Here is an 18,841-nt window from a genome sequence, read left to right as displayed (position 1 = left end):
CTCAGCCCTGATTGAGCAGTTGACGCAAATCGATCACCGCGGCGTTGGCCCGGGAAATGTAATTGGCCATGACCAGCGAATGGTTGGCCAACACACCGAAGCCGCTGCCGTTGAGGATCATCGGGCTCCAGACCGGCTCTTGCGAAGCCTCTAGCTCACGAATGATCTGGCGCACGCTGACTGTGGCGTTTTTCTTCGCCAGCACATCGGCGAAATCGACTTCGATCGCGCGCAGCAGGTGGGACAACGCCCAAGCCTGACCGCGGGCCTCATAGAACACGTTATCGATCTGCAGCCATGGGGTTTCGACGACTTCTTCGTCAACTTGCGGCACCTGACCGAGCGCCGGCACTTCGGTTTTCAGCGCGGTGTTGAGCTTGACCCGACCAACACTGGCCGACAGCCGTTGCGACAGCGAACCCAGACGGGTTCCGACATCACCCAGCCAATTGTTCAGGTTGTCGGCGCGGGCATAGAACAGCGCACTTTTCTGGTCAGGCCCCGACAGACGTGCCTGATAGCGGCTCAGGGAGTTGATGCCTTCCAGGTACTCGGATTCACTGGATGGCAGCACCCAGCTTTTGTTGTCGAAGTTGAAACGCGGCTCGGCCTTGGCCAGGTCGGCGTCTTCGGCGGACTGCGACTGCGAGCGGGCGAAGTCTTTACGCAACGCACGACTCAGGTCGCGGACCTGGACCAGCACGCCATATTCCCAGCTCGGCATGTTGTCCATCCACAGGCCCGGCGGGAAACGGTCGTTGGAAATATAGCCCCCCGGTTTGGTCAGCAAAGTACCGGCGACGGTCTTGAGGGTTTCCACCGTGGTGTACCCGACAACCATCTGCTTGCCTTCTTTCTCGGCCGCCACCTGGGCATTCTGCTGAACCGGGAACAGCGCCGGCTCCTGGCTCCAGTACCAGCCCAGCGCGATCGCCACCAACAGGTAAAGAACAATCAGAGTGGCCAGCGCCCGGCTGAACAACAGGCCGCCAAAATAACTGCGGGTGGCCGATTTCGGTTCAGCGGCACGCTCAGGCGCGCTGCCTGTGCGGTTCTTCCAGTCCAGCATGGCGGTATCCTTTCAATCACTTGAGTTCATCGGTTCGACCACAACCATACAACAACGTGCCTTTGACCGGCACCTGCCGTTGGGCTTATCCCGAAAATTACCGCCCGAACCTGTGGAAACCGTTGCCAATGAACTCAAGCATCCATGCCCGCGCTAAACGCCGATGACCTCCATTGAAATCTGCCGCACCTCGGCCGGCGCAAAAAGATGGGCGATGCCTTCGCCGTCGGTTTTTCTCTGGGCAGCCTGCCCGTCCACGGTCGCGATGTAATGCTGCTGCGCCAGCGGCTCGGCCGTTACGCTGTCGACGAGGCGGAAGATTCTTGGCGATCGTGAGGCCTGGACTGGCGGATTCTTCATCAATTCGATGATCTTCTGATCGAAGATCCGGACCGGTATCGGCCAGTCGCCAAAGTCAGCCTCCGCCCGGATCAGCCACCATTCGCCACGCTCGACCTGCTCCAGCACCTCGCTGTCGATATCAATCAGCAGGTCCGCACGCAACTCGTCGAGGCCTTCGACGGGTTGCCGATCAAGCAACGCCTGGCGCACGTGATCCAGCGCTTGCTCACTGGAATATGCATGCTGGCGCTCCCACGCGGACAGATGCATTTCATTGACCAGCCTCATACTTGAGTCTCGGCGCTCCATTCGTCAGAGCCCATGGTTCGGCTGATCTCATGCCGCCAATAGATCCGTCGGTAACTGAAGTGGACCTTTTCCAGCTGAGTGAGGTAAGCAGTAGCGGGATCCTGGCAATGCGGCATCAGCACTTCGGCGCCGATGATCACCGCGTCTTCAAGCTCCATCGTGTAGAAATGCTCCTGCGTTCCGTGAGCCGAGGTGCGATACCACTCGACGCGGCACTTGCTGAGCAACTCCCCGGAGCACAGAGCGATGTTGATCAGCGGTGATGCCTTGTCGATGGCTTTGGTGACGACCAGGGGTTTGTGCATCCGACGCCCGGCTCCCGACCCTTTCGGTACGAAGATGCCGTGGCTGAGGGCCTGAATCATGATCTGGTCTTCACGACCCAATTGGTAGACGTTGCCCACCGATGCCTCGGTGAAGGCCCCGGCGCTGATCAAGCCTTGTCGTTCACCTTTGAGGGTCATGAAAGCGGGGGTTGGCATGGTGCGGCTCCTTTTTAGTTGGGTTGCGGGGCGGGGAAGTGACTGGGTTCGTCGTACATGTCTTCGATTTCGTCGAAGGGCGTCCAGGGTTTGGCGAGTGCGAGGGTGATGAGGTAGCGTTCTTCGGTCGGATTTCGGTAATCCTCGAAGCGACCCAGGACCAGCATGACCTGATACTTGTCGCCGGCTTGCCAATTGGATTGCCCGTGCAGAATCCCTTTCCGAAGCCAGGCTCGCCATTCAGGGGTATCGGCGATCGTGGGATTTCTTCGCAGCCCCTTCGCCACCCAGCCTTTTTCACGCCATTGGTCTTGCAGGTCGAGAACCACCTTGAGGGCATCATCGATTAGTAGCGGCTCGACCTGCGGGGACATGCGGATGCCGTAAATGACATTGTCATCAAAGTCGACAGTAAAAAAGCGCGCCGCAGGCGTGGTGAACCCAAACTGCGGATCGACGAATCGCAATCTTGCATCGGTCATGGGAATACCGAACCAGATGTGCCCGCGTATCTCCGGACTAAAGGGGGCTGAAGAGTTTCTGCGCAGATCTTCATACGTCCCCCCCATTTCCAAGACGATTTCGGGTTCATCCCAGAGAGGTTGCGTCAGCTGATGTATGGCGGCCCATGTCAAGACAGCCAGCAGTAAAAGGTTCGCCGCGTAGCGCCAATCGAACAGCCGTGGTCGCAGATTCATAGCTTGCTACCGCTCGATACGATCTCGTTAATCGACTGTTCTAATGCATTACGGTTGTGGTCGTTGAGCATCTGATCAAAGCGTGCTGCTGCCTGAAGTACGAACTCCATTCGCTGATTGATCTCTGACAAGTCCGCCAGTGGGTTGCTGCCAAAGCCGATGGTGCGACCATCCGTGACGCGCTGGCATTGACTGGTGAGTGTCAACTCAATTGCCTGGGCAACACCTGAAGGAAAACCTGTGACGTAGGAAGCGTGGTTGCCTCGCAGCAAAGCTGTCAGTTGGCGGTCTTTATAAATTGTCGGCTGCAGAATATTTTTTTGTTCATGCAACGCCAAATACTCCACGCTCCTGGCAATGTCCCCTGCTTCTATCGCCTCAAAAGCCAGCAAAACTTCGGGATAATCCCGTCCGAACTGGAGTTTTTCCTGCCCAACCGGCCATAGCACCGGAAACTTTGGATGCCCATAGATTTCGACCCGAGCGTCCAGGCACTGCTTCAACTCCTTCAATCCCCGCTTCGCATAAAACTCATGCAGCGGATAAACATCCAGAAACAACGTGGTATTCCCCAACGCCATCATGTCGTACACATGTCGGAATTGTTGCTGCACCAATGACAAGTCCTCTTCTGCGGAACGGAAATCCACAGAGGGCACAGGATTGCGAGCATCGGCTTCTTTATAGTCACGCAACGCGCCTGCCTGTTCGGACATCCTGTCCGGAGTCAAAATCCCTGACTCACGGCGACTGTCCCGCAAACGCTGCCGCGCTTCATACTCATCGCGAATAAGATCAATGCTGTCCGCCGCATGGAGCAGTCCGCAACCAACCTGCTTCGAGGCGAAGGCCGCTAACCCTGCCCACTGGAAGCGCCGGTCATGCAGCCACAATCGGGCGTAAGCGGCATTGATCGCGCGGTTACGCTCTACCGGGTCAGCAATCAATTCACCATCCGGTGCGACGATTTTTTCTGCCTCACGCTGATAGGTACGCCAGAGGCATGAGCAAGTAAGAATCGGCACGTCCGTAACCAGGGTCTTGCTGCCATAAAGCCGCACCTCCTTACACTCACAGTCAGCAACGGGCGTGCTGTTGTGATTCAGGCGCTGATCATCGATGGGGTGTTCTTTGAAACACTGGGTCATGGTTTGCGGACGAGCGTCTAAGGGAATCCCTGAACCCTAACAGTCGTAAACGCCGCCCGAATCATGCCAATGAAAAATCAGAAATCCCTGACAGACGACGTATGCCGGACGCTCGGAAGTTCCTCTGAAACAAGCGGGAAACGTCCAGAAACAGCCTATACGCTGGCTCATGTGGACATCGACCGGAAAAACAAAACCGACCGGTCAGAAACTGAATGAAGTCGCTTTGCAGATTATTGACGTACGACACTCATGCAATCGAAAAGAGGTGCTAGCATAGAGCCACCAGTCGATCTCAGCATGCACCCTAACTAGTAGTCAGGATATGACCGAGCCAGAAGACCCCAGCCGTGAGCGCCTCAAGCACCACTTTGCCCAGCGGGTAATTCATCAGGCACGTCAAATTCTTGAGATATGGCAACGCCTGCAACGCAACGAATGGTCCACCACCGACTTGTCGGAGCTGAGTGAGGCCAATCTGCGCTTGCTGCGCTTTGCCGAACGTTTCGAACAGCCGGAACACACCCAGCTGGCGCGCCACATCGGCCAGTCGCTGGAAGCGGTCGACGCCAATCGCGGACGTCTGAGCAGCGGACTGATCACTGACCTCAATCGCCTGATGCAGCGCCTGTCCCGCACCGGCCTGCGTCATGGCGACCAGCTCGAACACACTTTTCTGCCGCCGCTGCGCAAACCGATCTACGTGATGTTGCAGGATCACGACCGGGCCGAGCGGCTGGCCAAGCAACTTGAATTCTTCGGGCTCAGTGCCCAATCCCTGGACAGTGTCGCCGCGTTCCGCTCCTCGATGGTCGAGCGGTTGCCGGCGGCGATCGTCATGGATGTCGACTTCAGTGGCGCCGGCATCGGCCTGAAACTGGCGGCCGAAGCCCAGGAAGGCCTTGAACAACCCTTGCCGCTGTTGTTTTTCAGCCTGCACGAAACCGATACCCCGACCCGCCTCGCCGCCGTGCGCGCCGGAGGCCAGGAATTTCTCACTGGCACCCTCGAAGCCTCGAGCCTGCTGGAAAAGATCGAAGTCCTGACCTGCGTCGCCCAGTACGAACCCTATAAAGTGCTGATCATCGACGATTCCCGCGCCCAGGCCTTGCACACCGAACGCCTGCTCAACAGCGCCGGGATCGTCACGCGGACCTTGATCGAACCGATCCAGGCCATGGCCGAACTGGCGGACTTCCAGCCGGACCTGATCATCCTCGACATGTACATGCCGGCCTGCACCGGTACTGAACTGGCCAAGGTGATCCGGCATAACGACCGCTATGTCAGCGTGCCGATCATTTATCTGTCGGCCGAAGACGACCTGGATAAGCAGCTCGACGCCATGAGCGAGGGCGGCGACGACTTCCTGACCAAACCGATCAAGCCACGGCACCTGATCACCACCGTGCGCAACCGCGCGGCGCGGGCACGCAATCTGAAGGCGCGGATGGTGCGCGACAGCCTGACCGGTTTGTACAACCACACCCACATTCTGCAATTGCTCGAAGACTGTTCATTCCGCGCCCGCCGCGAAAACAAGCCGCTGAGCTTTGCGATGCTCGACATCGACCACTTCAAACGGGTCAACGACGGCCACGGCCATCCCATGGGCGACCGGGTGATCAAGAGCCTGGCGCTGTTCCTCAAGCAACGGTTACGCAAGACCGACTTCATCGGCCGTTACGGCGGTGAAGAGTTCGCCATCGTCATGCCGGACACTGATATCGAATCGGCCTACAAGGTGCTCGATGAAATCCGTCAGCGCTTTGCCGAAATTCACTACCCGGCTCAGCCCCAGGACCTCTGGTGCACCTTCAGCGCCGGCGTCGTCGAATTGCGCGAAGACTCTGACAGCCTGCTGATGGCCAGCCAGGCGGACGAGGCGCTGTACCGTGCGAAGAACGCCGGACGTAACCGCGTACAAGCCGCGCGGGAGTCAAAGCAAAGTGCCACTTTTTCATCGGAATCGACCCATTCGGTCATAACTCTGTAACAGAAACGCAATAACTTCAGGCACTTACCATTCTGCCGTTGGTAGACCATGATGCGCCTGAAGCTGTTGACCAATCTCAATACCCTCCTTCTGGTCGCCGTGTGCGTGGCCCTTGGCGCCACACTCTGGTGGTCGCAAAAAGCCCTGGAGCGCCCCTATCTGTTGATGGAGCGTTACTTGGGCCTGTCTCAGCAGTTCCAAAATGAAGTGGCGCGCAACGTCGAGGATTACCTGGCCAGCGGCAATGCCCTGCGCCTGAGCAGCGCCAGTCAGGCCCTCGACACCTTGCAAAAGGAACTCGGTGAGTTACCACCGGCATTGGCTGACACCTTGCGTCCGAGCCTGTCGAACCTGGCTGAATTCAGCAAAACCGACCTGCTGGCCGCTGGCAAACTCGCGGGCGACCCGCAAGCACTGCTGCTGCAAGCCGAACGCGAACTCGGCGCCAGCCTCGATCAGCTCAGCCAATACGCCAGCGGCAATGCGACGTATCTGACGCCCTTGCTCGTTGCCTCCCAGCATCTGGGCAAACTGTCACTGGCCCGAGACAAACTGGTCAGCAGTGGTCGTAGCGAGCTGGCCGCCGATGTCGAACGCGAAGTCGCCAACATCCGCACTCAAGCCGAGCAACTGGACGCTTTACCGCTGCTTGGTGTGACTGCCAGCACTGAATCGAACACCGATGATTTCGCCGCGATGATGGGGCTGGAGAACACCGAGAAAACCGTCGCCGAAGATGCCGGCGTCGGCCTCAAGCGTGAACTCAATAGCTTGCTCACCCGCTACCCTTCGGAACTGGCGCGCACTCGCGAACAGATCCAGAAACGCGCCGACCTCAGCACCGCGACGCACTTGAAAATCGCCGCCGTGCAGCAGTCCATCGCCGAGCTGGAGCCGGTGGTGCGTGCCCAGCACGGGCAGATTCAGAGCGAAGTGCGGTTGATGCAAGGGGTGATGATCGGGCTGATTCTGCTGATCGCATTGCTCATCGATACCTTGCAGCGACGCCTGGCCCGAACCCTGACCAACCTCGCCCCGGCGCTGTCGACCTGGGCCGAAGGTGACTTCAGCCGCGACATTCAACTGGGCGCGACCAACCGCGAACTGCATGACATTCAAGCCTCGCTCAATCGCTTGCGCGCCTATCTGGTCGACCTGGTAGGCACCATTCGCCTCAACGCCGAGCAAGTCGCCGGCAGCAGCCGAACGTTGGCCGAATTGAGCAATGACCTGCACAGCGGCGCCGAGCATCAGGCCGGCGACACCGCGTTGATCCGCGACTCTCTCGGTGAACTCGAGGCGACGATTCAACAAGTCGCCGGTGACGCCAGCCAGGCTGCCGATGCCAGTCGTCATGCAGGACTGGCGGTGGAACACGGTCAAAAAGTGATCGGGCTGAGCCTCACCGGCCTGCATGCGCTGGTGGGCGAAGTGCAAGGCAATGCGCAGATGATCGAACATCTGGCCGAAGAGTCGGCGACCATCGGCGGTGTGCTCACGGTGATCCGCTCGATTGCCGACCAGACCAACCTGCTGGCCCTGAACGCCGCCATCGAAGCGGCCCGCGCCGGAGAAATGGGCCGAGGATTTGCGGTAGTCGCCGAAGAGGTTCGCTCACTGGCGCAACGCACCGCCGGGGCCACGGCGGAGATCCAGACGCTGATCGCCGGCCTGCAAACCGCCGCGCGGCAATCGGTCGAAGGCATGCGCGCTCAGGTCGAACACGCCGAAGCCACGGCCAATCAGGCTCAGGCGGCTGACGGTGCGCTGGATAAAATCGTCGGGGCGATCCAGACCATTTCCGACACCGCCGTGCGCATCGCCGATGTCACTGCCCAGCAGAGCGGCGCTGTCAGCGAAATCCGCGATCACAGCGAACGGATTCACCAATTGGGTGGGGATAACTTGCTGCGCATCGGCGAGGGACGTGAGCAAGGGGAGAATTTGTTGGTGCTGGGTGGACGGTTGCATACCGCCGTTCAGGCCTTCCGAGTCTAAGGGCTGCGGGCCCGAACGCAACTAACGAGCTGGACTATTGTATGAAACGTCTATTTAGCTATGCGGTGGTTTTTAGTCGTCGTTTTGATGCTAGGGTTTAGCGCTTCAATTAATCGTGCGAGCACAGGAGTGCCCCGTGATAGTTCCACCTTCGCCCCCAGGCGTATCTGTGGAGGAAAACATAGCAGTTGGCCTCCATAAAACCGCATACACAATCGTCACCTCCTGCCTGCTGGCGGTATGCCTGGTTTACATCGGCTGGACATGGCTTATGTCTTCCAGCACCCCGGTGCTGACCGATGTAGTACTCAAACTACCCCTTGGCGAAAATGGCTTCATCTACGGTGTCAAGGATGATCGAGGCGGAGCAACGGTGCCGTTCAGCTATCGATACTATGCCTATCGCGAACTGACATCCGACGAACAAATAGCGTCTGAACTCAAGACTGCCGGTCCGTTTCTCGTCACCCGAGATCCAGCCGTAAAGGTCGATGTCCAAGGCTCGGTCATCAATGTATCGACCAACCAGGAAGTCTACGAGTATCACAGCAGCACGCTGTTTCGGCATACCAACAGCACCCATTACACCCCTGTAACAATCAACTTGTGCAACCACTCCAGCGATCAATCAACAAAGTAAGCTCGACGCTGCCCACCGGAGCGACCAGAAAAACCGTCAAGATGGCGGTCTATATACAACCGTTCAGGCCTTCCGCGCCTGATAATCCGCCATCGCGGGCAAGCCCGCTCCCACAGGGTATGCGCTGTCCTTGTGGGAGCGGGCTTGCCCGCGATGGCGTCAGAACAACCACCGCAAAATGCCCCGCCCTGCACACCCCGTCACTGTCCGCTATCATGCCCACACTTTCGATACGCGAGATTGTCATGCGCCGTTTGCTCTGCCTGCTGTTTTTAGTGCTCGCCCTGCCGGCCTCTGCCGCCGGGTTGCTGGACAGTCGGCCCAGTTCCACCCTGGGTTCGATCAACAACAGCGCAGACTTCCTGCCGGTGCGCGCAGCCTTTAAATTGAGCCTGGTAGAAAGCACGCCGCAATCGATCAAGCTACGCTTCGTCGCCACCGAGGGTTACTACCTCTATCGCCATCGCTTCCAGTTTCGCGCCGAACCGGCCGACATTGGCCTCGGCGCAGCGCAACTGCCCAAGGGCGAACAAAAGCACGATGAGTTCTTCGGCGATGTCGAGGTTTACCACGGCATTCTCGATATAGACCTGCCACGCACTGATTCCCGCGCCTTTACGCTGGTCGTGACCTATCAGGGCTGTGCCGACAAAGGCCTGTGTTACCCGCCCGAGACCGAGCGCCTGAGTATTGATGGCAGTGACGCCGCGACCACATCCTGGAGCTGGCGCGAACTGGCGCTGTTTTTTCTTGCAGGTGTTGGCCTGACCTTCACCCCCTGCGTGCTGCCGATGCTGCCGATCCTTTCCGGGGTGGTCCTGCGCGGGCAGGTCGGTGGTTTACGCGGTTTCAACTTGTCGCTGGCTTATGTGCTGCCAATGGCCGTCTGTTTCGCCCTGCTCGGTGCATTGATGGGAATGTTCGGCGCACAGCTCAATCTTCAGGCGCGCTTGCAGTCGGCCTGGGTGCTGGTGCCGTTCGCGATGTTTTTCGCAGTGTTTGCCCTGGCCATGTTTGGCGTATTCGAACTGAAACTCCCCCATGCCATCAGCAGCCGCCTGGACCGGATTGCCGGGCGTACCGAGGGTGGTTCGTTGTGGGGCGCGGCGGTGCTGGGCGTGGTGTCGAGCCTGCTGGTTTCGCCTTGTGTTTCGGCACCACTGGCCGGCGCGCTGCTGTACATCAGCGCCAGCGGCGATGCTCTGGGCGGCGGATTGAAATTGTTCATGCTCGGCCTGGGCATGGGTGCTCCGCTGTTGCTGGTGGCAACCGGCGGCGCGGCTTGGCTGCCGAAAAGTGGTCCATGGCTGATCTACGTGAAAAACGCGATTGGGGTGCTGCTGCTGGGGCTGGCGATCGCTTTGCTCAGCCGGGTATTGCCGGGCCAGATCACTTTGCTGTTAATCGGCTTGCTCGCCGGTGGCGTCGGGTTGTTTATGGGCGCACTGGAATTCGTCTATAAACCGCCAAGAAAACGCCTGGGGCAATTGCTCGGGATGTTCCTGCTGTTTTATGCCCTGGCCTGTTGGTATGGCGCCTTCAGCGGCCAAACCGATCCGTTCAACCCCATTGGTCAACCGCGCAATGTCGCCGGCAACGGTCAACCGCAAATCGTCGGCAACTGGCAAACCATTACCACGCCAGCCGAACTGGACCGCGTCCTCGCCGAAGCCAAATCCTCCGGAACGCCACTGCTGCTCGACTGGTACGCCGACTGGTGCATCAGTTGCAAAGTCATCGAACACGAAGTTCTCAACGATGCCAATGTTGTCGAACGCCTCAAAGGCTATCGATTGATCCGTTTCGACATCACCGCCAGCAACGCCGAACAACGCGCCCTGCTCGACCGCTACGCGCTATTCGGTCCTCCGGCGCTGATGTTTTTTGGCAAAGATGGCGTCGAACGTGCCGATGTGCGGGTGATCGGCGAGATCAACGCGAAAAACTTCGCCGAACGTGTTGCGAAAGCAAATGACCGGATTTAATTAGCCGGTCACATATTTCGCGTAAACATCGGCCATCGTGCTGGCTATTGCATAGAACTGGACAGTCACAAAGGCTTTGCGGCATAGTCGCCTGGTTCTGACAATTGCACACAGATGACAAAGGAGCAGCAGATGGCGACCCTATTGGTTTTACACGGCCCCAACCTGAACTTGCTCGGCACCCGGGAACCGGGCGTCTACGGTGCAACGACGCTGGCGCAGATCAATCAGGATCTGGAACAGCGGGCGCGCAATGCCGGCCACCATTTGCTCTACCTGCAAAGCAACGCCGAGTACGAATTGATCGATCGCATCCACGCGGCTCGCGACGAAGGTGTGGACTTCATTCTGATCAATCCAGCAGCTTTTACGCATACAAGTGTCGCATTACGTGACGCGCTGCTGGCAGTGAGCATCCCATTCATCGAAGTGCATTTATCTAACGTGCACAAACGCGAACCTTTCCGCCATCACTCTTACTTCTCCGACGTAGCGGTGGGAGTGATCTGCGGCCTTGGCGCCAGCGGTTATCGACTGGCCCTGGAGGCCGCACTAGAGCAGCTTGAAAGACAGGCAACGGCTTGAACAACAAGCGTTAAACGCCCCTGACCGACCCTTGGGAGTTGATGATTCATGGATATCCGTAAAGTTAAGAAACTGATCGAATTGCTGGAAGAGTCCGGTATCGACGAGCTCGAGATCAAGGAAGGCGAAGAGTCCGTACGCATCAGCCGTCACAGCAAGACGCCGGCTCAGCAGTACTACGCTCCCGCTCCTATGCATGCTCCGGCGCCTGCGCCTGTCGCTGCTGCCCCGGTTGCCGCCGCTGCTCCTGCAGCTCCGGCTGCGCCTGTGCTGAACGGCAACGTTGCCCGTTCGCCGATGGTCGGTACTTTCTATCGCAAATCTTCGCCGTCCTCGCCGTCCTTCGTTGAAGTCGGCCAGACCGTGAAGAAAGGCGACACTCTGTGCATCGTCGAAGCCATGAAGATGATGAACCACATCGAAGCTGAAGCCAGCGGTGTGATCGAATCCATCCTCGTCGAAGACGGCCAGCCGGTTGAGTACGACCAACCGCTGTTCACCATCGTTTGAACCGCGGAGAAACTTTGATGACTGCGAAGTTGGAAAAAGTTCTGATCGCCAACCGCGGTGAGATCGCCCTGCGGATTCTGCGTGCCTGTAAAGAGATGGGCATCAAGACTGTCGCCGTTTACTCCAAGGCCGACAAAGAGCTGATGCACCTGGGCCTGGCAGACGAATCCGTCTGCATCGGTCCGGCCTCGGCCGCGCACTCTTACCTGCACATTCCGGCCATCATCGCCGCTGCTGAAGTGACTGGCGCCACCGCCATCCACCCAGGCTACGGCTTCCTTGCGGAAAACGCCGACTTTGCCGAACAGGTCGAGAACTCCGGCTTCGCGTTCATTGGCCCGAAAGCCGAAACCATTCGCCTGATGGGCGACAAGGTATCGGCCAAGCACGCCATGATCGCTGCTGGCGTTCCAACCGTTCCGGGTTCCGACGGCCCACTGCCTGAAGACGAAGAAACCGCTCTGCGCATCGGTCGCGAAGTCGGTTATCCGGTGATCATCAAAGCCGCTGGCGGCGGTGGTGGTCGCGGCATGCGCGTCGTTCACAAGGAAGAAGACCTGATCTCTTCGGCGAAACTGACCCGCTCCGAAGCGGGCGCAGCGTTCGGCAACCCGATGGTCTATCTAGAAAAATTCCTGACCAACCCACGTCACGTGGAAGTTCAGGTGCTTTCCGATGGCCAGGGCCATGCTATCCATTTGGGCGACCGCGATTGCTCGCTGCAACGTCGTCACCAGAAGGTTCTCGAAGAAGCGCCGGCACCGGGCATCGACGAGAACGCGCGCGAGGAAGTTCTCGCACGCTGCGTCCGGGCTTGCATCGACATTGGCTACCGTGGCGCCGGCACCTTCGAGTTCCTGTACGAAAACGGCCACTTCTACTTCATCGAGATGAACACTCGTGTCCAGGTAGAACACCCGGTATCGGAAATGGTCACAGGCATCGACATCGTCAAGGAGATGCTCAGCATCGCCGCTGGCAATAAGTTGTCGTACACCCAGGATGACGTCGTTATCCGCGGTCACGCGCTGGAATGCCGGATCAACGCCGAAGACCCGAAAACCTTCATGCCTAGCCCAGGCACGGTCAAGCATTTCCATGCTCCAGGCGGCAACGGCGTTCGCGTCGATTCGCACCTGTACAGTGGTTATGCCGTTCCGCCGAACTACGATTCGTTGATCGGCAAGCTGATCACCTACGGCGCAACCCGTGACGAAGCCATGGCGCGCATGCGCAATGCGCTGGACGAAATCGTTGTCGACGGGATCAAGACCAACATCCCGCTGCACCGCGATCTGGTCCGTGATGCTGGCTTCTGCGAAGGCGGAGTCAACATCCACTACCTGGAACACAAGCTGGCTGGCGAAAAGCATTAAGCTGTGATCCATACCAACAAAGCCGCTTTCGAGCGGCTTTGTTGTTTCTGGCGGAAAAGAAAGATCAAAAGATCGCAGCCTGCGGCAGCTCCTACATTTTGAACGCATTCCCCTGTAGGCGCTGCCGCAGGCTGCGATCCTTTGCTTTTCAACCATGGTCGTCTTCTGCCTCGCGCTCGCGTAAACTTGCGCGCTTCTCGCAGCCCGCTAGGCTGCAATCTATATTTTTCAAAGGTGCCCGCCATGCCTTGGCTGCAAGTCCGTCTCGCCATCAGCCCAGAACAAGCCGAAACCTACGAAGACGCGTTCCTTGAAGTGGGCGCCGTGTCGGTGACCTTCATGGACGCCGAAGATCAGCCGATTTTCGAGCCGGAACTCAATACCACCCCACTGTGGTCGCACACGCACCTGCTGGCGCTGTTCGAAGGTGGCACCGAAGCCGCCAGCGTACTGGCCCACCTAGAACTGCTGACCGGCAGCCCGTTGCCCGAGCATCACAGCGAAGTGATCGAAGACCAGGATTGGGAACGCAGCTGGATGGACGGTTTCCAGCCGATGCGCTTCGGTCAGCGCCTGTGGATCGTCCCGAGCTGGCATGCCGCGCCCGAGCCTGACGCGGTGAACCTGCTGCTGGACCCAGGCTTGGCGTTCGGCACCGGTACTCACCCGACCACCGCGCTATGCCTGGAATGGCTCGACGGTCAGGACCTGAAAGATTGCAACGTGCTCGACTTCGGTTGCGGCTCGGGGATTCTGGCGATTGCCGCCCTGCTACTGGGCGCCAAGCAAGCCGTCGGCACGGACATCGACGTGCAGGCGCTGGAAGCCTCCCGCGACAATGCCGGGCGCAACAACATTGCCGACGAACTCTTCCCGCTGTATCTGCCGCAAGACCTGCCACAGGTTCAGGCCGACGTGCTGGTCGCCAACATTCTTGCCGGCCCGCTGGTTTCGCTGGCGCCGCAACTGTCCAGCCTGGTCAAGCCGGGCGGTCGTTTGGCGCTGTCGGGCATCCTCGCTGAACAAGGTGACGAAGTCGCCGCCGCCTACGCTCAGGACTTCGATCTGGACCCGATCGCCAATCGCGACGGCTGGGTACGCATTACTGGCCGTCGGCGCTAGAATGAACGCCTGCATAAACCGGATTGCCGCATGACCGACAGCTTCGTCACCCAGTGCCCGCATTGCCAAACCAGCTTCCGCGTCAGCCATGCTCAGTTGAGCGTGGCCCGTGGAGTGGTTCGTTGCGGCTCGTGCTTGCAGGTGTTCAACGCCGCCAAGCAGTTACTCGAGCAGCGGGCCGGCAAGGAGACGGTCAAACCGGTTGCACCGGCGCCCGTCGAACCGACCGTGCAGCGAGCCATCAGCCAAAAGCAATGGACCGCTGCCGAAATGGATCTGGACAGCCTGGATCTGGACGAAGAGCTCGCCCGGCTCGAACAGCGGGAAATCCAGCCAACAACGGAATTCACTCGGCCCCGCGAAGACAGCCTCAGCGCTCGCCGAGATATCACCGAGCACGACCAGGAGCCCTGGTCCGACAGTCTCTTCAGTGAATCGGCCGCCGATCGCGCACAAACCCTCGACGCGCCCACACCAGAACCGACGATCGAGCCGAGCAAACACTCGCGCACCGAGCCTTCGCTGTCGCTGGAGCCCGTGGAACTGGGCGACGAGCCCGAAATACAACAGCTGCGCCTGCACGACCCGCTCGACGCCCCGATCCCCTTTGGGGGCCTGTCGGCGACCACCGAGGAGATCGACGACGATCTGCCCTCGGTCGAGCCCCTGCGCAAGCGACGCGAACGCAGCGCACCGACCCTGCGCGCGGAAGAGCTGAAGGACCTGACCGACGATCCGTTGCAACTGGACTGGCAAAAACGTCGTTCACCCTGGGGTCGGCGCTTTTTCTGGCTGCTGCTGATCCTGCTCGGCGCCGCCGGCCTCGCCGGCCAATACGTCGCCTACCACTTCGACGAACTGGCACGCCAGGACCAATACCGTCCATGGTTCCAGCAACTGTGTCCGCAGATCGGCTGCACCGTGCCATCCAAAGTCGACATCGCGAAAGTCAAAAGCAGCAATCTGGTAGTCCGCAGCCACCCGGACTTCAACGGCGCCCTGGTGGTCGATGCCATCATCTACAACCGTGCGCCCTTCTCCCAGCCCTTCCCGCTGCTGGAGCTGCGCTTTGCCGACCTCAACGGCCACCTGATCGCCAGCCGTCGCTTCAAGCCCGGCGAGTACCTCAGCGGCGATCTCGAGGGGCTGGCGGAAATGCCGCCGCAAACGCCGATCCATATCGCGCTGGACATTCTCGATCCAGGCTCCAAGGCGGTGAACTACAGCCTGAGCTTCCACTCGCCCGAGTGAAACGGTTCACCGTTACAGGCTTGACGGCAGATTTCTGACTGTGCCCGTTCAAACCAAACCGCTGGCGATAACAGAATAACTGTTCAGATTTTGTTCAATTCAGCCTTTATCCAGTCATCGAGAGCGGGTATCATGCCAACCCTTTTTCGAACTCTCATGATCCGGCCCCACAACAGGGAAGTCCTATGTCGGCGGTACGCATCGGTCCATATACATTGCACAACGGCTTGATCCTCGCCCCCATGGCGGGTGTCACCGACCAGCCCTTTCGTCAGCTGTGCAAACGACTGGGCGCGGGCCTTGTAGTCTCGGAAATGGTCACCAGCGACATGAGCTTGTGGAACACCCGCAAATCGCGGATGCGCATGATCCACGAAGGCGATCCCGAGCCCCGCTCGGTACAGATCGCTGGCGGAGATGCGCAGATGCTGGCGGATGCGGCCCGGGCCAACGTTGAACTGGGCGCACAGATTATTGACATCAACATGGGCTGTCCGGCCAAGAAGGTCTGCAACAAGGCCGCCGGCTCCGCCCTGTTGAAAGATGAAGCATTGGTGACCGAGATCCTGCAGGCCGTGGTGGCCGCGGTCGATGTGCCGGTCACCCTGAAGATCCGCACCGGCTGGGACCGGGCGAACAAGAACGGCCTGACCGTGGCGAAGATCGCCGAACAGGCAGGCATTACGGCGCTGGCGGTGCATGGCCGCACCCGTGCCGATCTGTATACCGGTGAAGCCGAGTACGACACCATTGCCGCGATCAAGCAGGCGGTGTCGATTCCGGTCTTCGCCAATGGCGATATCGATTCGCCCGAGAAAGCCCGGTACGTGCTCGACGCGACCGGTGCCGATGGCCTGTTGGTGGGTCGGGCTGCCCAGGGGCAGCCATGGATTTTTCGTGAAATCGACCATTATCTGCGTACCGGCGAAAAACTCCCGGCACCGGAACTGATCGAGGTGGAACGTATTCTGCTTGAGCATCTGGCTGCGCTGCATGCCTTCTATGGCGACGTCATGGGCGTGCGCATAGCTCGCAAGCATGTGGGCTGGTATCTCGCAACCTTGCCGGGCGCCAGGGAGTTCCGCGCCCACTTCAATCGTTTGGAAGATACGGAAGCACAATGCGCCTACGTTCGGGCCTTCTTCGCCGAACGCTACAAGAGCCTGACAGGGGACGGAGAAGGGGTGGCTGCATGACGATGATGACCGAGACTTTAGTGAGTGGAACAACACCCGTGAGCGACAACGTGAATTTGAAACAGCACCTCAATACGCCGAGCGAAGAAGGTCAGACCCTTCGCGGGAGTGTCGAGAAGGCGCTGCACAATTATTTCGCCCACCTTGAGGGCGCTGCCGTCACGGATGTGTACAACCTGGTGCTCTCCGAAGTCGAGGCTCCCCTGCTCGAATGCGTGATGAACTACGTCAAGGGCAACCAGACCAAGGCCAGTGAGCTGCTCGGGCTGAACCGGGGCACCCTGCGCAAGAAACTCAAGCAGTACGATTTGCTGTAAGCATTCAATCAAACCAGAAAGGCGCCCGCTTAAAACCGGTCGCCTTTTTTGCTGACTCCTTTGCTTTTGATGGAAATTGAAATGACCGACCAGACTACCCGCCTGCCGATCCGCCGCGCCTTGATCAGCGTTTCCGACAAGACCGGGATCCTTGAATTCGCCAAGGAGCTCGAAGCCCTGGGCGTCGAGATCCTCTCCACCGGCGGGACGTTCAAGCTGCTGCGTGACAACGGCGTTGCCGCAGTGGAAGTCGCGGATTACACCGGTTTCGCAGAAATGATGGACGGTCGGGTGAAAACCCTGCACCCGAAAATCCACGGCGGGATCCTCGGTCGTCGCGGTGTCGACGACGCCATCATGAACGAGCACGGCATCAAGCCGATCGATCTGGTTGCGGTCAACCTGTACCCGTTCGAAGCCACCATCAACAAGCCAGGCTGCGACCTGCCGACCGCTATCGAAAACATCGACATCGGCGGCCCGACCATGGTCCGTTCGGCAGCCAAGAACCACAAAGACGTGGCTATCGTGGTGAATGCCAGCGATTACGCCAACGTCCTGGAAAGCCTCAAGGCCGGCGGCCTGACCTACGCTCAGCGTTTCGACCTGATGCTCAAGGCCTTCGAACACACCGCCGCCTATGACGGCATGATCGCCAATTACATGGGCACCGTGAATCAGGCGGCTGAAACCCTCAGCACCGAAGGTCGCAGCGAATTCCCGCGCACCTTCAACAGCCAGTTCATCAAGGCGCAGGAAATGCGCTACGGCGAGAACCCGCACCAGAGTGCGGCGTTCTACGTTGAAGCCAAGCCTGCCGAAGTCGGCATCGCCACCGCGACCCAACTGCAAGGCAAAGAGCTGTCGTTCAACAACGTGGCCGACACCGACGCCGCGCTGGAATGTGTGAAGAGCTTCGTCAAGCCGGCCTGCGTGATCGTCAAGCACGCCAACCCGTGCGGCGTGGCCGTTAGCCCGGACGCTGAAGGCGGCATCCGTCAGGCCTACGAACTGGCCTACGCCACCGACACCGAGTCGGCGTTCGGCGGCATCATCGCGTTCAACCGTGAGCTGGATGCTGAAACTGCAAAGGCCATCGTCGAGCGTCAGTTCGTCGAAGTGATCATCGCCCCTAGCGTCAGCGAAGAAGCTCGCGCCATCGTGGCTGCCAAAGCCAACGTACGCCTGCTGGCCTGCGGCGAATGGTCGGCTGATCGCGCTCCGGCCTGGGACTACAAACGTGTCAATGGCGGTTTGTTGGTACAGAGCCGCGACATCGGCATGATTGGCAGCGAAGACCTGAAAGTCGTGACCAAGCGCGCCCCGACCGAACAGGAAATCAACGACCTGATCTTCGCCTGGAAAGTCGCCAAGTACGTGAAGTCCAACGCCATCGTCTACGCCAAGAACCGTCAGACCATCGGTGTTGGCGCCGGCCAGATGAGCCGCGTGAACTCCGCGCGTATCGCTGCGATAAAGGCTGAACACGCAGGTTTGCAGGTAGCAGGCTCGGTGATGGCCTCCGACGCCTTTTTCCCGTTCCGCGATGGTCTGGACAACGCGGCCAAGGTCGGTATCACTGCGGTGATCCAGCCAGGTGGCTCGATGCGTGATAACGAAGTGATTGCTGCAGCTGATGAAGCCGGCATCGCCATGGTCTTCACCGGCATGCGCCACTTCCGTCACTAATACGACGATCAACTGTGGGAGCGGGCTTGCCCGCGATGCAGGCGCCTCGGTTTGCCAGGCAGACCGAGGTGATGCTATCGCAGGCAAGCCAGCCCCCACAGAAAAGCAGCTCAGCGCTGCCTCCAGAA

17 protein-coding genes are annotated in these 18,841 nt (G+C 59.3%); 12 read left to right on the top strand and 5 right to left on the bottom strand.

What is annotated here, in order from left to right; all coding sequences use genetic code 11:
* Nucleotide 1: 1 nt before the first annotated feature.
* From TU81_RS17890 to TU81_RS17870, 5 genes are all read right to left on the bottom strand, one after another.
* Nucleotides 2-1,069: a DUF2333 family protein gene (locus TU81_RS17890; RefSeq protein WP_048396187.1), complete on the bottom strand. Its 1,068-nt coding sequence runs from the start codon at nt 1,067-1,069 to the stop codon at nt 2-4.
* Between the two features lie 153 nt (nt 1,070-1,222).
* Nucleotides 1,223-1,699 carry a hypothetical protein gene (locus tag TU81_RS17885; protein ID WP_038978789.1) on the bottom strand — a complete coding sequence of 159 codons (477 nt, stop codon included), beginning with the start codon at nt 1,697-1,699 and terminating at the stop codon, nt 1,223-1,225.
* Nucleotides 1,696-2,202: an Hcp family type VI secretion system effector gene (locus TU81_RS17880; RefSeq protein ID WP_038978788.1), complete on the bottom strand. Its 507-nt coding sequence runs from the start codon at nt 2,200-2,202 to the stop codon at nt 1,696-1,698. The genes TU81_RS17885 and TU81_RS17880 overlap by 4 nt, the downstream gene beginning before the upstream one ends.
* Before the next feature lie 14 nt (nt 2,203-2,216).
* Nucleotides 2,217-2,900 (bottom strand): hypothetical protein, encoded by a 684-nt coding sequence (locus TU81_RS17875; protein ID WP_038978787.1) that lies wholly within the window; start codon nt 2,898-2,900, stop codon nt 2,217-2,219.
* A complete protein-coding gene (locus tag TU81_RS17870; protein WP_038978786.1) occupies nt 2,897-4,048 on the bottom strand; it encodes a DUF2515 family protein in 1,152 nt (383 codons plus the stop codon). The genes TU81_RS17875 and TU81_RS17870 overlap by 4 nt, the downstream gene beginning before the upstream one ends.
* Before the next feature lie 325 nt (nt 4,049-4,373).
* On the opposite strand from TU81_RS17870, the gene gcbA reads away from it, so the two are divergent.
* The 12 genes from gcbA (at nt 4,374) to purH (ending at nt 18,713) form a co-directional block, all read left to right on the top strand.
* Nucleotides 4,374-6,044 (top strand): diguanylate cyclase GcbA, encoded by a 1,671-nt coding sequence (gcbA, locus tag TU81_RS17865; protein ID WP_048396186.1) that lies wholly within the window; start codon nt 4,374-4,376, stop codon nt 6,042-6,044.
* Between the two features lie 48 nt (nt 6,045-6,092).
* Complete coding sequence (locus TU81_RS17860) at nt 6,093-8,042, top strand: methyl-accepting chemotaxis protein (RefSeq protein WP_390176093.1); 1,950 nt, start codon at nt 6,093-6,095, stop codon at nt 8,040-8,042.
* Nucleotides 8,043-8,178: 136 nt separating this feature from the next.
* Nucleotides 8,179-8,682: a hypothetical protein gene (locus TU81_RS17855; RefSeq protein ID WP_231983806.1), complete on the top strand. Its 504-nt coding sequence runs from the start codon at nt 8,179-8,181 to the stop codon at nt 8,680-8,682.
* Nucleotides 8,683-8,927: 245 nt separating this feature from the next.
* Nucleotides 8,928-10,667: a protein-disulfide reductase DsbD gene (locus tag TU81_RS17850; protein WP_048396185.1), complete on the top strand. Its 1,740-nt coding sequence runs from the start codon at nt 8,928-8,930 to the stop codon at nt 10,665-10,667.
* Between the two features lie 132 nt (nt 10,668-10,799).
* A complete protein-coding gene (gene aroQ, locus TU81_RS17845) occupies nt 10,800-11,252 on the top strand; it encodes a type II 3-dehydroquinate dehydratase (protein ID WP_048396184.1) in 453 nt (150 codons plus the stop codon).
* A gap of 48 nt (nt 11,253-11,300) precedes the next feature.
* Nucleotides 11,301-11,762, top strand: coding sequence for an acetyl-CoA carboxylase biotin carboxyl carrier protein (gene accB, locus TU81_RS17840; RefSeq protein ID WP_038978781.1), 462 nt, complete (start codon nt 11,301-11,303; stop codon nt 11,760-11,762).
* Between the two features lie 17 nt (nt 11,763-11,779).
* Nucleotides 11,780-13,138, top strand: a complete 1,359-nt coding sequence (accC, locus tag TU81_RS17835; protein WP_048396183.1) for an acetyl-CoA carboxylase biotin carboxylase subunit — start codon at nt 11,780-11,782, stop codon at nt 13,136-13,138.
* A gap of 243 nt (nt 13,139-13,381) precedes the next feature.
* Entirely contained in the window at nt 13,382-14,260 is an 879-nt protein-coding gene (gene prmA, locus TU81_RS17830; RefSeq protein WP_038978779.1) for a 50S ribosomal protein L11 methyltransferase, read from the top strand.
* A 30-nt stretch (nt 14,261-14,290) separates the two neighbouring features.
* A complete protein-coding gene (locus TU81_RS17825; protein WP_048396182.1) occupies nt 14,291-15,511 on the top strand; it encodes a DUF3426 domain-containing protein in 1,221 nt (406 codons plus the stop codon).
* A gap of 185 nt (nt 15,512-15,696) precedes the next feature.
* A complete protein-coding gene (dusB, locus tag TU81_RS17820; RefSeq protein ID WP_007907421.1) occupies nt 15,697-16,707 on the top strand; it encodes a tRNA dihydrouridine synthase DusB in 1,011 nt (336 codons plus the stop codon).
* Nucleotides 16,704-17,024 carry a DNA-binding transcriptional regulator Fis gene (gene fis / locus TU81_RS17815; RefSeq protein WP_007907419.1) on the top strand — a complete coding sequence of 107 codons (321 nt, stop codon included), beginning with the start codon at nt 16,704-16,706 and terminating at the stop codon, nt 17,022-17,024. Before dusB ends, fis begins: the two co-directional genes overlap by 4 nt.
* Before the next feature lie 81 nt (nt 17,025-17,105).
* Entirely contained in the window at nt 17,106-18,713 is a 1,608-nt protein-coding gene (gene purH / locus TU81_RS17810; RefSeq protein ID WP_048396181.1) for a bifunctional phosphoribosylaminoimidazolecarboxamide formyltransferase/IMP cyclohydrolase, read from the top strand.
* Nucleotides 18,714-18,841: the final 128 nt, after the last annotated feature.

Origin of the sequence: Pseudomonas lini, assembly GCF_001042905.1 — a bacterium.
Classification (GTDB): Bacteria; Pseudomonadota; Gammaproteobacteria; order Pseudomonadales; family Pseudomonadaceae; genus Aquipseudomonas; species Aquipseudomonas lini.
This window is presented reverse-complemented; position numbering and strand designations above follow the sequence as displayed.